Annotated in this window: 11 protein-coding genes; 7 read left to right on the top strand and 4 right to left on the bottom strand. The window is 38.9% G+C overall.

The genetic code is table 11. From position 1 onward, the window contains the following. The first annotated feature begins 80 nt into the window (after window positions 1-80). The gene (locus tag GKD17_RS00385) at window positions 81-1,196 is read left to right on the top strand and encodes a clostripain-related cysteine peptidase (protein ID WP_007834433.1); all 1,116 of its coding nucleotides are present in this window, start codon (window positions 81-83) and stop codon (window positions 1,194-1,196) included. Between the two features lie 293 nt (window positions 1,197-1,489). On the opposite strand, the gene GKD17_RS00390 is transcribed toward GKD17_RS00385, so the two are convergent. The 3 genes from GKD17_RS00390 to GKD17_RS00400 form a co-directional block, all read right to left on the bottom strand. Beyond that, window positions 1,490-4,090 (bottom strand): PL29 family lyase N-terminal domain-containing protein, encoded by a 2,601-nt coding sequence (locus GKD17_RS00390; protein ID WP_147542077.1) that lies wholly within the window; start codon window positions 4,088-4,090, stop codon window positions 1,490-1,492. A 61-nt stretch (window positions 4,091-4,151) separates the two neighbouring features. Further along, on the bottom strand, window positions 4,152-4,379 hold the full coding sequence (locus GKD17_RS00395; protein WP_080565222.1) for a helix-turn-helix domain-containing protein: 228 nt from the start codon (window positions 4,377-4,379) through the stop codon (window positions 4,152-4,154). Between the two features lie 116 nt (window positions 4,380-4,495). After that, entirely contained in the window at window positions 4,496-5,614 is a 1,119-nt protein-coding gene (locus GKD17_RS00400; protein ID WP_007834462.1) for a site-specific integrase, read from the bottom strand. Window positions 5,615-5,740: 126 nt separating this feature from the next. On the opposite strand from GKD17_RS00400, the gene ruvB reads away from it, so the two are divergent. Genes ruvB through GKD17_RS00420 form a run of 4 tightly spaced genes read left to right on the top strand, consistent with a single transcriptional unit; the run spans window position 5,741 to window position 11,716 of the window. Further along, complete coding sequence (gene ruvB / locus GKD17_RS00405; RefSeq protein ID WP_007834464.1) at window positions 5,741-6,769, top strand: Holliday junction branch migration DNA helicase RuvB; 1,029 nt, start codon at window positions 5,741-5,743, stop codon at window positions 6,767-6,769. 3 nt (window positions 6,770-6,772) lie between these two features. Continuing rightward, the gene (locus GKD17_RS00410) at window positions 6,773-8,218 is read left to right on the top strand and encodes a lipopolysaccharide biosynthesis protein (protein WP_007834466.1); all 1,446 of its coding nucleotides are present in this window, start codon (window positions 6,773-6,775) and stop codon (window positions 8,216-8,218) included. Between the two features lie 2 nt (window positions 8,219-8,220). Next, window positions 8,221-9,585, top strand: a complete 1,365-nt coding sequence (locus GKD17_RS00415; protein ID WP_007834468.1) for a TIGR00341 family protein — start codon at window positions 8,221-8,223, stop codon at window positions 9,583-9,585. A 4-nt stretch (window positions 9,586-9,589) separates the two neighbouring features. Continuing rightward, entirely contained in the window at window positions 9,590-11,716 is a 2,127-nt protein-coding gene (locus GKD17_RS00420) for a S46 family peptidase (RefSeq protein ID WP_007834470.1), read from the top strand. A gap of 289 nt (window positions 11,717-12,005) precedes the next feature. On the opposite strand, the gene GKD17_RS00425 is transcribed toward GKD17_RS00420, so the two are convergent. Continuing rightward, a complete protein-coding gene (locus tag GKD17_RS00425) occupies window positions 12,006-13,880 on the bottom strand; it encodes a DEAD/DEAH box helicase (protein ID WP_007834472.1) in 1,875 nt (624 codons plus the stop codon). 250 nt (window positions 13,881-14,130) lie between these two features. On the opposite strand from GKD17_RS00425, the gene GKD17_RS00430 reads away from it, so the two are divergent. Further along, window positions 14,131-14,553, top strand: a complete 423-nt coding sequence (locus GKD17_RS00430) for a hypothetical protein (RefSeq protein WP_229037604.1) — start codon at window positions 14,131-14,133, stop codon at window positions 14,551-14,553. Window positions 14,554-14,625: 72 nt separating this feature from the next. Beyond that, window positions 14,626-16,857, top strand: a complete 2,232-nt coding sequence (locus GKD17_RS00435; RefSeq protein ID WP_007834476.1) for a TonB-dependent receptor — start codon at window positions 14,626-14,628, stop codon at window positions 16,855-16,857. The last annotated feature ends 25 nt before the right edge of the window (window positions 16,858-16,882 follow it).

The following is a 16,882-nucleotide window of genomic DNA, read 5'->3' on the forward strand; positions in this document are numbered from 1 at the left end:
CTCATTGTTTATTTAAAAAGAGGGGGGCAAAATGTTCCCCTCTTTTAGTCTTTACAATCGTTTATCCAATTATATTGTGTATGAAGTATATATATGCTGTCTGTTTTCTGTTATTAGTATGTAGCTGTCATAAAGAGAATGACACCCCTGTTGTTTTACCTGCACGGACACTATTGGTTTATCTGGGAGGAGATAATAATCTTGATGCGGAAACCTATGACAAACTTGTTCAAATTAAAAATGGATGGCAAGACGGAACAGATGGAAAAATAATAGTGTATCAGGATACACCATTTAAGGACTCTCCACGATTGATGGAAATTGATGGAAAAAGTGAGAAAGGCTATATTACCATACATACCTATGACCAAGAAAACTCAGCCTCCCCCCAAGTACTTAAACGAGTTATAAACGACGTAACTCGGCTTTATCCTGCTAAAAGCTACGGTTTAATCGTGTTTTCCCATGGCAGTGGCTGGCTTCCTCCACATACATTGGTTAATGGCTCGCGGTCTATCATCATCGATAATGATAATGAAATGGAAATAACAGATTTTGCTATGGCCCTCCCGGACCATTTATTTGAATTCATAATCTTTGAAGCATGTAATATGGCAGGTATTGAGGTGGCTTATGAATTAAGAAATAAAGCAGCATATATCATGGCTTCCTCTGCCCCAGTAGTATCTCCGGGATTCACTCCTATCTATGCCGGCAGTATTTCCTGTCTGCTTGAAGAAGCTGCTGATTTGCAAAGATTTGCAGAAAATTATTTTCATTATTGGAATTTGATGGAAGGCGATAAACGTTCTGCTACCATTAGCATAATAAAAACTGCCGGATTATCAAATTTAGCGAATTTGATACGACAGATCAATACAGAAATATCTGGTTCTTTCCTCCCGGTCGGTAACCTTCAAAATTATGATGGAGTTTTAAAAGCCCCATTCTATTTTTTTGATTTCGCTCAATGTTATCAATCATTATCAGATGAAAACACATACAATGCACTTCAAGAGTGTATCAGCCAATGTGTGGTTTACAAAAGAAATACTCCATTTTATGCTACGGAAGAAGGAACATTCCCTATCACAGCATTTTCAGGTATGACCACTTTTATCATGCAGAGAGAACTTAATGACTTAAATGAGGAATATACAAAACTACAATGGTATAAAGATACTAATACACATTAGAGAATATGTAGGATAACTTTCTATGGAATGACATTTGGGGAGAAATCTTTTATCAGTTCAAAGAGATAAGACATATATAAAGATCTACTACTTTTTTACATCAATAGAATACAATTTAATTATTATAATATACAGAAAATTATTAGCTCAAAGGAATAGAATTAACAGAAGAAATTATTACTAAACATTGATGTTACTATTCAAAGAAATAAATAACTAAGATAGTTATTCTATAAGTTAAAAGGGGCTGTCTCTGAAAAACAGCCCCTTTATATTATATACCAATTTTAATATTATTCGAATGCAATTGTAGCGGTTGTCACAATGCCTGCGAAGTCAGTGAATGTTAGAACTAAAGTACCCTTATCACCGATTTGGGCATTTACCAATTTAATACCTTCGCTATCTGAAACGGCAGTAACATTATTCAAGCCGTCTACGCCATAAGCTACTTTAACTTTGTCTGCAGCAGTAGAATTAGATTCTTGAACAGTTACACCTTCGATTGCAGGAATGCTATTGCATACAGCAGATTCTCCCTTACCATACTGTAATGCCAAACCATTCTTCTTATTATTAGCAGTAGTAAGTTTAGCGATAGTAAAGTCCGCACCAACCTTAGCAGTTGCACCAGCTACATTATTAGTATAGTAAACCAACTTAGCACCTTCAAAGATAGACATGATCTTAGTAGTGAACTTAGAAGACTTAACAGTCAAGTCATTTACACCTCCAAATGTATAAGAAGCTACAACACCCAATTCATTAACTTTCAAAGTCTTATTAGTATTTTGGATATTCTGTAGAGTTACAGAAGCACTTGATTGGTTTGCTATAACATCCTTATTATCCACTTTGTCAATTGCCAACTTGATATCATTTACAGCAGCCTTTGTATTGGGAAGGAATGCTCTTGTGAAGTTTACCACAGGTGTATTAGCAACTGAAGCTGTCAAACGGGCAACAAACTTACCATCTTCCCAAGCAGTTGTGTTCTTGAACAGTTTATCCCAAGCAGGCAGAGCAACTGTTACAGGAATTGTAACTGTCTTGATTGTGCTAACGGCAGTACCTGATTTTTGATCCTTGATTGTCAAAGTCAAATTATAGTTACCTGGCTTAGCCTTAGCATTAACATTACCATTTACGGCAATCTTCATCCAACGGATATTGCGAGCATCTGAGTTAGCTAATACTACTTCACCATTATTTGCTGATCCATCTACAAATTTATCAGCAGGTTTACCATCCTTATCAGTATAGAATGTTACATTAGTAGAAGTCAAGTCATTTGCCAAGAAATTAACTTGATCTTTAACATTTTCAACAGTAATCTGAGTTAACTTATTAATTTCTTCAGCATTAGCAGCAGACAAGCTAGAGAAGGCATCCTTCAAATCTACAACAATAGCATTTAAATCTCCGCTGTCATCCAAACCTAATTCATAAGTAGTAGCAGCGATAGTTTGAGTATCATCAGATTTGACACCACCAATCTTCAATGTTATGTTTTTGGTTGTTTCCTTTCCGTCAACACTCATGATATGGACAGTAGCAATCACTTCTTCTGCTTTTGCAGATTCTTTAATAGACAGATTCATACCATTAGCAGAAACGCCTAACTTTTCAGCTTTTGCTGTCTGAGTACCTTCAAAAGCAATGTAACCATCATAGAACTTAGAATCTGAGCAAACTAATGATGAAGAGCCAACAGGTACTTCAATATTACTGTTGTTGTCCAGTGCTTTGTTATGATTGTTTCCTATTGATTTCAGGTTAGTTGTACTCAAAGTAATACCATTTCCAACTGTTGTAGCATTTGTAATGGCATTATCTTTAGCCACTTTTACAGCAATTGTATAATCGGTATAAACTTTACCATTAATACGTAAAGCGTACAATTTTGCATTATAGGTGGAATTATCCCATGCACCAAATACTTTTGTAATATTATCTTTAGTAACATCACTCTTCAAAGTGATAGCTAAATTCCATTTACCATTAGTTGCAGCAGCTCTAGGAGCGGTTGCAGCACCATCAGTACTATTCGGAGTGGCAACGATATTAACGGGAGCGATATCACCTTTTGTGTCAATTAATTCAAGTGTCATGCCTGATAAATCCACACTGGCAGGAGTAACAGATAATAATCCTTCAGCAGGTGCTATTTGTCCAATCATCAACTGGTTGGCTGCAATATTTCCTTTGGGTCCTTTCCAATCAATCTTTCCATTGCTCTTATAGCCCCAATCAAGCCCAGTTGCAGAAGAGGTGGTGGTAACAGCTCCGAATGTTAGATCGCCAATCATGATTTCTGTAATTGTAGAAGAGGCAGTCGGTAATTTGATAACCTTTTCACCATCAGCACTATATACTGTCAATGTATAGCCTGTAGCTTCAGTTCCAGTAACAGTAATACCAGATACAGGGATATTTGTATTTTCATATTCACCCTTTTCATTCAAAGTGTACCAATATCCACCTTCTGCTTTGACAGGAGCTTTTGCAGCATCTTTGGCAGGGAAAATACCTGTACCTTTACCATCAATCTTCAATTCACCAGTCTTTTCATCAACAGTAACTTGCTGAGCATCTTTACCCGGAGTTCCAGGAGCACCAGCTTCACCATCTTTTACATCCAAAGTAACGGTTACAGTACTTCCTTTAGAGAAAGTAAAAGTCATTCCTTTGCCATCAGCAGTCTTGGTGATACCTGTTACATAATCACCATTCTCTACTTTTGTCTGCAAAGCTGCCAGCTGAGATTTCAAATCGGTCAACGTAGCGTTGATCTCATCGATTTCGTCATCATAGTCTTTACAAGATACAAACGTTCCTGTTGAAGAAACCATCAAGGCTCCGAACAGGATTGCACTTAAAAATTTTTTGTTCATAATAGAAAAACTTTAAATTTATAAATTTAAAAACTCAAAATGTTTATTGTTATAAAAGGACTTAATTGCGTTGAATCATAAAAGGACTCCGACTCTGCGATATATATTGCAGGGGAGTCATGCCAACTACTTTTCTGAATGCCACATAGAACACGCTCTTGGAGGCAAACCCGCAACGGCTGAAAAGCTCGCTCACAGGGCAATCTTTACCGTCCAGCAACTCTTTCGCGCGAGCCACTCTGTAAGAATTTATCAACCGCTTGAAGTTGCATCCGAAGTAGTTGTTCACCGCATTACTCAGGTAGGTCGTATTCGTGCCGGATACTATACAGTAATACTAATTGTTTGAATACCAGTTGTATGTGTGACAACTTTAATGATGTAAGGGCCATTTCAGGTTCTTTTTTATTTATAATTGACAATAATATCCGGTAAACTATCTACTGCTTTTTGTTTGAGTTCATCTATGATATGAACATATTTTTCAGTGTGCCGGGTAGTAGAATGTCCTGCAAGACTGGCGGCTGTTTTGATATTAGCTCCATTTGCCATAATGTTGGTGATAAATGAGTGTCGGGCACAGTGGAAGGTAATGTGTTTGTGTATATTAGCTCTTTTTACCCATTTGTTTAAAATCCTTAGTGTGTAAGAATAGGAGGGGAGCCCGAATACCAAGTCCTCATTAATGCCTTTATGCCTTTGTAGGAGTTTGATGGCAGTGTGGTTTAAGTTTAGATGCAAGATTGCGTTTTTGGAGTGTGACTGTACTTTCTGTTGCAGAATAGTAAGGCGGTTTGATGAGAAATCTATGTCTTTATATTGCAGTTGATGTACATCACACCAGCGCAGCCCGCAATAGCAAGAAAACAAGAATGCCCTTTTTACTTCGTTGTTGGGGCATGGAGTGATAGCAAGTTTCTGAATCTCTTTTAAACTGAGGATTGCTTTGGTTACTTCATCAAACTGCATCAGGCGGATACCATCTGTAGGATTAGATGTCATTAACTTTTTTTCTATACATTTATTAATGCACATTCTGAACTTCTTGAAATATCCGATGGGAGTGTTGCCTCGGAGATGATCCCTGAGATACTCAAGAAAGTTTATACAAAAATCTTTTGTGAGAAGGTTTACAGGTAAGCTTTTCTTTCTTGTAAACAGTCGCAGATGGGTGATACATGCCCTAACCATTTTCTTGTCCTTTTTGTGATAGGTATCCAGGAATTGTCCTATCAGAATATAGAAATCGGGAACATTGCTTTTATCTGTTGGAAGTATATCATTGAATGTATTTTCTATATCGTTCAGATGATATTCAACGGATAAGAATTCTAGTTCCTTTTTTGCTCTTATCTGCCTGGCAATTAGTATCTTGTTTTTGTTCTCCGCTCTTCGCTCTGCACTGGTAGGAGCATCCAGAATGATACCCAAATACTCTTTGCGGCGTTTTCCGTTATAACTGTAATTTAAATAAAGCGAAACTCTTCCTTTGTTCAATTGTTTCTTTCCTAATGTAATTCCCATAATGAATAATAATTAATACAATAATAATGTTGAAAAGAAGGACCATAGAGGGACTGAAAATGAATTCCTCCATCTTTCTTTCTATAATAATAATATCTTTTGTACCTTTGTGTCATAAACAAAAAAATGGAAGAAAATTTTGATATACGCGAGCAACAGCTCACAACTAAAGAACGCGATTTTGAGAATGCCTTACGTCCGTTGAATTTTGAAGATTTTAGTGGGCAGGATAAGGTGGTAGATAATCTGCGCATCTTTGTCAAGGCGGCGCGTCTGCGGGCCGAGGCGTTAGACCATGTTCTTTTGCACGGACCTCCTGGCTTGGGCAAGACGACCTTAAGTAATATCATTGCCAATGAACTGGGAGTAGGTTTTAAAGTAACCTCAGGACCGGTGCTGGATAAACCGGGGGATTTGGCGGGAGTACTGACCAGCTTGGAACCCAATGATGTGCTTTTTATTGATGAAATACATCGGTTGAGCCCTGTGGTAGAAGAATATCTGTATTCTGCCATGGAGGATTATCGTATTGATATAATGATAGACAAGGGACCTTCGGCGCGTAGTATCCAGTTGGAGCTGAGTCCGTTTACTTTGGTTGGAGCCACTACTAGGAGTGGGTTGCTGACTGCGCCTTTGCGTGCCCGTTTTGGAATTAATCTTCATTTGGAGTATTATGACGATGATGTATTGACAAGCATTATCCGTCGCTCTGCTAATATATTGAATGTGCCTTGTGACATGAAAGCAGCGGGTGAGATTGCTTCGCGCAGCCGTGGAACGCCCCGTATTGCAAATGCGTTGTTGAGGCGTGTCCGTGATTTTGCCCAGGTGAAAGGTTCCGGAAGGATTGATGTGGAAATTGCCCGGTTTGCTTTAGAAGCCTTGAACATTGACAGATATGGACTGGATGAGATAGATAACAAGATTTTATGTACTATTATAGATAAGTTTAAGGGAGGTCCTGTGGGGCTGACTACTATTGCAACCGCTTTGGGTGAAGACGCCGGAACAATAGAGGAGGTTTATGAACCTTTTTTGATTAAAGAAGGTTTCTTAAAACGTACTCCGCGTGGACGTGAGGTCACGGAACTGGCCTATATACACTTGGGACGGAGCATTTATAATAGTCAGAAGACATTATTTGATGATTAGAAGATGGCAGGATTAAAAGCATTAGCCAAGGAAACAGCCATATATGGGATGAGTAGCATCATCGGGCGGTTCCTGAATTATTTGTTAGTACCGATATATACCAACGCTTTGCCTGTGGAATCGGGGGGCTATGGTGTCATTACCAATATGTATGCTATAACTGCCTTGTTGATGGTGCTTTTAACATATGGTATGGAAACCGGCTTTTTCCGATTTGCCAATAAGGGGGTGGATGATCCGATGCGTGTCTATTCCACTACTTTGCTTTCGGTGGGGGCGACTGCGGTCTTGTTTTTAATTGTTTGTCTTTCTTTTCTGTATCCCATAGCAGGTTTCTTGGGATATGGAGAGCATCCGTGGTATATGGGGATGATGCTGATTGTAGTTGCAATGGACGCTTTCCAAGCTATTCCTTTCGCTTATTTGCGGTATAAGAAACGCCCTGTTAAGTTTGCTGCATTGAAATTGTTGTTCATTTTTGCCAGCATTGTCTTGAATATCGCTTATTTTGTAGGTATGAAGGGAGAGAATGTCGGAGTGGCTTTTGCTATAAATTTGGCTTGTACTTCTTTGGTGATGCTATGTATGTGGAAAGAATTGGTGGGCTTCAGATATGTGCTAGACAGGGAGTTGTTGCGGCGTATGCTGCATTATTCTTTCCCGATTCTGATTCTGGGTATTGCCGGAATCTTAAATCAGGTAGCTGATAAAATTATTTTTCCGTTTGTTTATCCTGATAAGGCGGAGGCGACTATCCAGTTGGGTATTTATGGAGCAGCCAGTAAGATAGCTATGATCATGGCCATGCTGACACAGGCTTTCCGGTTTGCATACGAGCCGTTTGTTTTTAGTAAGAGTAAAGAAAAGGATAGTCGGGAAATGTATGCCAAAGCGATGAAGTTTTTCATTATCTTCACTTTGCTGGCTTTTTTGGCTGTTATGTTTTACCTTGATATACTGCGTTATATTTTAGGACGTGATTACTGGGTAGGGCTTAAGGTTGTACCTATTGTCATGGCTGCCGAGATGTTTATGGGTATTTATTTCAATCTTTCTTTTTGGTATAAACTGATTGATGAAACAAAATGGGGAGCTTATTTTTCACTGGTGGGATGCAGTATCATTATTCTGATAAATATTTTCCTTATTCCGGTATTTGGCTATATGGCGTGTGCTTGGGCGGGTTTTGCCGGATATGGAGTAGCTATGCTTCTCTCTTATTTTGTAGGGCAGAAAAAATATCCTATTAATTATGATTTGAAAGCAATAGGTAACTATGTGGTGTTAGCGCTGGTACTTTACATTGTTTCAGTTTATCTTCCTATTCAAAATATATTCTTGTTGTTGGGTGTTCGTACATTACTGTTGTTATTGTTTGTGGCATATATTGTGAAAACGGATTTCCCCTTACAGCAAATACCTGTTATAAACCGATACATAAAGAAATAGCAATGAGTGACCTGAAGAATAATTTAAAGAATGTGCCCTATATAAAGCAGTTCTTTAGTGAATATCTTGATTTGCGCAAGGATAAGGACAATGAAGCCTTGATTGTAGAAAGTATTCGTAATGGTGTTGAGTTCAAAGGAACTAATTTGTGGATTCTTATTTTCGCAATTTTTATAGCTTCATTGGGCTTGAACGTGAATTCTACGGCAGTTATTATTGGTGCCATGCTGATATCTCCGCTGATGGGACCGATAATGGGAGTAGGGTTAGCTATTGGACAGAATGATTTTGAATTGTTGAAGCGTTCTCTAAAAAGTTATTTGGTGGCAACTGTATTTAGTGTGATTACAGCTACCCTTTATTTTTCGCTGACTCCGTTGGATGAAGTACAATCGGAGTTGCTGGCACGTACTTCTCCTACCATATATGATGTGCTTATAGCTTTGTGCGGTGGTTTAGCCGGTATAATCGCTTTGTCTACAAAGGAGAAAGGGAATGTAATTCCAGGGGTTGCTATTGCTACGGCTTTGATGCCGCCTTTGTGTACTGCTGGATTCGGGCTTGCTACCGGAAATTTACTTTATTTTTTAGGTGCATTCTATTTGTATTTTATTAATTCAGTATTTATCAGTTTGGCTACTTTTATCGGGGTACGTGTCATGCATTTCCAACGTAAGGAATTTGTGGATAAGGAGCGCGAAAAATTAGTCAAAAAATATATCATTGTTATTACTTTAGCCACCATGTGTCCTGCTATTTATTTGACTTATGGTATTGTGAAAAGCACTATTTATGAGGCCTCTGCCAATAATTTTATTAATGAAGAATTGGATTTTAATAATACTCAAGTAATAGACCGGAAGATTTCTTTTGAGAAGAAGGAAATACGTGTTGTGCTAATAGGCAATGAGGTCCCGGAAACAGAAATAGCAACCGCAAGGGATAATTTGAAACATTTTAATTTGGCAGGTACTAAACTAGTTATTCTTCAAGGAATGAATAATGATGCGATGGATATTGGTAGTATAAAGGCCCAAGTGATGGAGGATTTCTATAAGAATAGTGAAAAGCGTTTACTGGAGCAGCAGGAGAGAATTAAGTCTTTGGAAAACGAGCTTAAAGTATATGCTGCATATAATACTGTAGATAAAAAAATAATTCCTGAACTTAAAGTACTTTATCCTACAGTAGAAGCCATAGCTATGGCAAAGACTGTGGAATTACAGGTGGACTCAACTAAAACGGATACATTGACAATAGTCTTGATGAAATTCAGTAAAAGACCCATTGAGAAAGAACAAGAAAAAATATCCGAATGGTTGAAAGCACGTGTCGGAGCAAAAAAACTTAAATTAATTGTAGAATAAAACCATGAAAAAACTACTGTTGCTGCTAGTCTTCCTACCTTTATATATATGGGGTAGTGAAGGAATGTGGCTTCCTTGTTGTCTTAGCAAACAAACTCAACAAGTGATGAAAGAAATGGGGTTGGAACTTTCATCTGAACAATTGTATAATCCTGGTGGAAAAGCATTGGCTAATGCTGTTGTTAGTTTTGGAGGTTTTTGTTCGGGTGTTGTTGTATCTCCGGATGGTTTGGTTTTTACTAACCACCATTGTGGGTATGATGCCATTCAGCAGCATAGTTCTGTGGAGCATGATTATTTGCGAGATGGTTTTGTAGCCGATTCCTTAAGTAAGGAGCTTCCTAATCCGGATTTATTTGTCAGTTTTCTGATACGCACAGAGGATGTGACGGAGCGTGTGTTGCAAGCTATTCCAGTCGGAACAAAGGAAAATGACCGTGCACTGATTGTAGATTCTATTTCCACATTGATTGCTCAGGAAGCTGTGGCGAATGATACGTTGCTGCGTGCTGAGATAACTCCTTTTTATGGTGGCAATGAGTTTTATCTATCTGTGTATAAGGATTATTATGATGTTCGTTTGGTATTTGCTCCTCCCTCTTCTGTAGGCAAGTTTGGCGGAGATACAGATAATTGGGTATGGCCCCGCCATACCGGGGATTTCTCTGTCTTCCGTATTTATGCTGATCAGAATAATCAACCGGCAGCTTATTCTCCGGAGAATGTGCCTTATCATCCGGATTATTTTGCTCCTGTTTCTTTGGGAGGGTATGAACAGGGATCATTTTGCATGACTATGGGATATCCCGGTTCTACCAGCAGATATTTATCTTCATTTGGGATAGACGAAAGAGTCAATACGGATAATGCCGCCATGATTAATGTTCGTACCATCAAGCAAGCTATTTGGAAAAATGCAATGGAAAAAAGTGATGATATCCGCATTAAATATGCTTCCAAGTATGCACAAAGCTCTAACTATTGGAAGAATAGTATAGGGATGAATCAAGCGGTAAAAGAATTGAAAGTGATAGAGAAAAAACAAGCTTTGGAGTGCCAATTGCAAGAATGGGTTCGTCGGGAACCTGATAAACGAAGCAAATATGCAAGGGTTTTGACTGAACTGGAGTTAAATTATCGTAATCGTAGAAATGCGGCACGGGCTATGGCATATTTTGGAGAAACATTTGCCAATGGACCGGAGTTGATTACGGCAGCCTTAGCTGTACTGAATTTTGATTTTGAGGCAGAGGAGAGTGATTTGGAGCGTAATATGCGGCAATTGTTGGAGATTTATGCCAATATGGATATAAGTGTGGATAAACAAGTCTTTGTGGCTATGTTGAAAGAATATGCAACTGAGGTAGGCAAGGAATTTTTACCTGATGTTTATTCATTGATAGAGAAAGATTTTAAAGGTGATTACCAAGCTTATGTAGATGATTTGTATACTCGTTCCTCTTTAAAGACACCACATGGTTTTGAACAGGTAGTGAGAGGAGATACCACTTATGTCTTGTTTGATGACCCTGCGGCTTCTTTTGCCATCGATATGTTGGTGAAATTTTATGAATTCAATCAGTCGGTGGAAGAAGCTAGTATGAATATTGAGAAAAATGAACGTTTGCTGAATGAAGCAATGCGTGAGATGGAGGCAGATAGGGTGTTTTATCCGGATGCTAATTCTACTATGCGTCTGAGTTTTGGCATGGTGGGTGGTTACTCACCGAAAGATGCTATTGAGTATTCTTATTTTACGACGACAAAAGGAATTTTTGACAAGATAAGGCAGTATAAGGGAGATAGTGATTTCGATGTGCTTCCTTCTGTAGTCGAATGCTTGAGAAGGAAGGATTTCGGACGTTATGCTGCTGGGGATGGTAATATGAATGTTTGCTTTATTTCGGATAATGATATTACAGGAGGGAATTCCGGTAGTGGAATGTTTAATGGAAAAGGGGAATTAATAGGTCTTGCTTTTGACGGGAATTGGGAAGCAATGAGTGGAGATATTGTTTTTGAACCTAATTTGCAGCGTTGTATCGGGGTGGATATCCGCTATGTTCTTTACATGATTGAAAAATATGGGAAAGCTTCCTGTTTAATCGATGAACTGAAATTGAAAGACTAAAGGAAAAGTATGAAATGATAGGGAGCTGAGTATGTCAAAGTTCCGATAGATAGCTTATCATATAATCTTTCATCTGGAAGATAGTAAAAAATCTGTTAATATAAATTCGATGTAAACAAGGATATTCGGCAAATAATATAATAAATCTGTTGGGTTTTTATATTATTTGCCGAATATCCTTGAAATGACAGGTTGTTTCAATTCCGCATACTCCGCTATTATTCAAGAGAAGTGGATGTTATTTGCATATTTCTACTATGTCCAATCCTCTTTCATTAAGTTGGATTCCTTATTTCTTGGATTTCTTTTTCTTATTGTTATCGCTGTTAAAGAATTGTTTCCAGTCGTCTTTCGTTTTGGGGCCTCGTTCTTCAATGTAGCCACGTTCCGCACGGCTAGTTTTTCCTTCTTTTGAGGTCGTTTTTTTATTGGACCTGTCACCTTTTTTGCCGAATGAAGCATTCCTTGCCGCACTGCTCCTGCGTTCGCCATTGTCGTTTTTGCCATTATTGTCACCGGCAACTTCTACTACAATTTTCCGGCCGCCATTCAGATTGACCTTGTTTAACGCCTTGATAACATCCTGTGCCTGATTTTCTGCTACTTCGAAGAAAGAGAAATTCTGCATCAGATCTATTCGCCCGATGGTGGTACGTTGCTTCTTCATGTTGCGGTTAATCAGTTCAATGATTTGATTGGCATAAAAACCATCTGTCTTTCCCACATTCAGGAACAGGCGGGTATATCCTTTCTCGGCCTTGCGTTCTGTCTTTTCACGGGCGCTACCATGGTCTTTGCGTCCTTTCGGTTCACGTTCGCTACGGCGGTCGTTCATGCTGGGAGTTTCTATTTCCGGAGCGTTGCTGTAATATTCCAAGAAGCGGTTGAACTCCATCGATACTACACGCTTTATCAGGTCTTCCTTCGAAAGCCATTCCAGTTTGCGATAGATACCGGGTAGGAAGGACTCGATTTCCTCGTCGTTCACTTTTACCTTTTCTATATCATCGATCAGTTTGATTAATTGTTGTTCGCAGATTTGTTTACCGCTAGGCATTTCACCCATGATAAATTTCTTGTTGATGATACGTTCTATCTCGCGCATTTTTCCTTTTTCACGCAGATTGATGATAGCGATAGAAATACCGGTTTTGCCGGCACGTCCTGTACGTCCGCTACGGTGAGTATAGCTTTCTATATCATCGGGCAGGCCATAATTAATGACATGTGTCAAATCATTTACATCCAAACCGCGGGCAGCTACATCTGTAGCAACCAGAAGCTGTAAATGACGTTGACGGAATTTCTGCATCACCAAGTCACGTTGTGCTTGTGAAAGCTCGCCGTGTAGAGAATCTGCATTATAACCATCTTGAATCAATTTATCAGCTATTTCCTGAGTTTCCTTACGGGTACGGCAGAAAATGATACCGTAAATTTGTGGGTAATAATCCGCGATACGCTTCAATGCAGCATATTTATCTTTGGCGTGTACCAGATAGGCAATGTGGTTTACGTTCTTGCTGCCTTCATTCTTAGTACCGATTGTAATCTCTTTCGCATCGTGCAGGTATTTTTTTGCAATACGCGAGATTTCGGGACTCATGGTAGCTGAGAACATCAAAGTGTTCCGGTCTTCGGGAACCTTTTCAAGAATAGCATTGATGCTGTCGGTAAATCCCATATTCAGCATCTCGTCAGCTTCGTCCATTACTACATCGGCAATGGTCTCCAGTTTGGCGACTTTTCTTTCCATCAGGTCAATCAGTCGTCCGGGAGTGGCTACAATAATGTGTACACCTGCCTTCAACATGCGTATCTGGCTTTCGATGGATGAGCCACCGTATACAGGAAGGACTTTCAGTCCATCAATATACTTGGAATAATCATTCAGATCACCTGCGATCTGCAAGCATAACTCACGTGTGGGGCATAATATAAGTGCTTGAGGCACACGTTTTTTTACTTCAATTTTTTGGATAAGCGGCAGACCAAATGCGGCTGTTTTTCCAGTCCCTGTTTGTGCTAGGGCTACTACGTCGTTGCCGTTCCCCAATAAATACGGTATTACTTCTTCTTGTACCGGCATGGGGTTTTCATACCCCATTTCTTTAATTGCTTTTAGTATTTCCGGGGAAACGCCTAACTCTTCAAATGTCTTCATTTATTTTCAAATATCTAATTCGTTACAAAGATACGGATAATCACGGGATTATATAGTATTTATACAATATTTGTTTTCTTCAGGGATAGAATTTAGGGAATATTGGCTAAATGCCGTTTGGGAGCAAAAGAAAAAAGTCGTTATCTTTGTACCCGAATGTAGTATATGACATTGGTGGACTGCAATTTGAACAATGAAAGAGTTTCATTACATATTATTCTCAATCTTTCTTTCTTCCATGATTATATATATGGGAGTCGGAATACCTATTGTGCAGTCCCGTTGCTATCAGTGCGCTGATAAGGATGCGGCATTATTGACAGTGGTGGATATTTCCAATTATGGATGTACTTGCGGATGTGGTGATGTTGGAAATAAAAACGTGAAATCTGGTTCGGGATGTTCTTGCCATCATGACAAGATGATGGAGCGGAAGTCATCAGATGTTCCTTGTTCTAGCGTGAAAATCCAGAAAATTAACTTGCCTGTTTTAGGTACATCACTTCATTTGGACAACGTAACACTGTCCGTTATTCATTTGATATTCAATGCATACAGTGTAAACTTCGATCTGTTGTCTTCTGTAAAAAAGGAGAGCTGCTATACGGATACCTCATTGTGTCGACAGCCTCCAAGAGGATATTTGAATCTTATTTGTACACTTTTGATTTAGTAAGATAACTCTTTGGGTAGGGAAGAATTGCTAAATTGTATAAGTGTGTAACAGATAAAGAAAAATAAAAACATGAAATTTATAGTTTTCTTAGGTGCTTTTCTGTGGCATTTGATGCCTGTAAGCGCTCAAGTAAAAGGAATGGTGAAGGACAACCAAGGTGAACCTGTTGTTGCTGCCAATGTCTTTTGGATAAATACAACAAATGGAACTGTCACAGATGAGAATGGGGCATTTACTATTGAACAGCCTGTTGGTGCAAAAAAATTGGTCGTAAGTTTTATAGGATATGAGAATGATACGATTGTGGTTGAAAATGATCATAAGGAGCTGGCTATCATATTACAAGGTAGTGTAATGATGGATGAGGTCCAAGTGGTGGAACGTAAGATAGGAGTTGTAAAATCCCGTTCCAGTGTGTTGAATCAGGATATGATTTCAAGTGCGGAACTGGCTCGGGCGGCTTGTTGTAACTTGGGTGAAAGTTTCACAACAAACCCTTCTGTAGATGTAAGCTATGCTGATGCTGCCACAGGGGCCAGACAAATTAAATTGTTGGGGCTCTCGGGAACTTATGTACAAATGCTGACAGAGAATATTCCTAATTATCGTGGAGCATCCGCTCCTTTTGCTTTGGGGTATATTCCCGGCCCATGGATGCAAAGCATACAGGTGTCCAAGGGTAGTTCATCTGTAAAGAATGGTTATGAGGCGATTACCGGACAGATAAATGTTGAATTTAAGAAGCCTCAAACTACCCAGTCCTTGAATGTCAATCTTTTTGCTAGCAGTAAAGAGAAGTATGAGGCTAATTTTGATGCTAATGTACATTTGAATAGCCGACTGAGTACTGGAGTATTGGCACATTATGAAAATAGTACTAGGTCGCATGATGATAATGGAGATGGATTCTTGGATATGCCTAAAGTAGAGCAATATAATCTTCAGAACCGTTGGGCTTGGATGGGAGATCAGTATGTATTTCAGGCTTCTGTCAAAGCAATGAAAGAGGATCGTACAAGCGGACAAGCTACTCATTTACATGTGGATAATTCTGTTGGTGGCTTTGTAGGTAGGGAACTTTATAAAATAGGTATCCATACGGATCGTTATGAGGCATTTACTAAAAATGCTTATATTTTTGATAAGGAAAAGGGAACTAACTTGGCTTTGATTCTCTCGGGATCTTTGCATAAGCAGGATGCAGGATACGGTTATAAATTATATAATGTGGACCAGAAGAATTTGTATACTTCATTAATGTTCGAAACGAATTTCGATGAGCGTAACAGTATTTCTGCAGGGTTAAGTTTGAACTATGATTATTTCAATCAGACCTATCGTTTAGAAAATGATGATACAGGTTTATTATATGGAAAGGAGAAAGAGACCGTGCCTGGTGCTTATGTGCAGTATACGTATAATTGGAAGGATAAAATTATTCTTATGGGAGGGATTCGTGCTGATCATAGTGATATATATGGTACCTTTGTTACTCCGCGTGCTCATATCAAATATGCTCCTGATGATTGGGTGAACCTACGTGTGTCTGTAGGCAAAGGATATCGCACTAATCATGTGTTGGCGGAGAACAATTATTTACTTGCCAGCAGTCGTAAAGTAAAGATAGATAATGATTTGGATCAGGAAGAAGCATGGAATTATGGTTTCAGCTCTTCATTTTATATTCCGGTATTCGGTAAAACCTTGAATGTGAATACCGAATACTATTACACTGATTTTAGGCGTCAAATGATTATTGATTTGGATACGGACCCCCACATTGTACATTTTGCTAACTTGGAAGGGAAGTCTTATTCTCATACTTTTCAAGCCGAGGCAACTTATCCTTTTTTTAAGGGTTTTACATTAACTGCAGCTTATCGCTTGACAGATGTGAAAACTACTTATAATAAGAAATTATTGGAGCGTCCTCTTACCGGAAAATATAAGGGACTTTTGACTGCTTCTTACCAAACACCACTGGGCCTATGGCAATTTGATGTGACTTTGCAGATGAATGGTGGTGGTAGAATGCCCTCCCCTTATACATTGCCGGACGGTGCTCCTTCGTGGAATACCCGATACCAGTCTTATCAATTGTTAAGTGCTCAGATTACTCGCTGGTTCCGGCATTGGTCTATTTATGTGGGAGGAGAGAATATGACGAACTTTAAGCAAAAGAATCCGATTGTAGGAGCTTCGAATCCTTGGGGGACAAATTTTGATTCAACCATGATTTGGGGACCTGTACACGGAGCGATGTATTATGTAGGCTTTCGCTTCAATTGGGATAGAAACTAATATATTGATAATCAAATAGAAATGG

Source organism: Phocaeicola dorei (assembly GCF_013009555.1).
GTDB lineage: Bacteria > Bacteroidota > Bacteroidia > Bacteroidales > Bacteroidaceae > Phocaeicola > Phocaeicola dorei.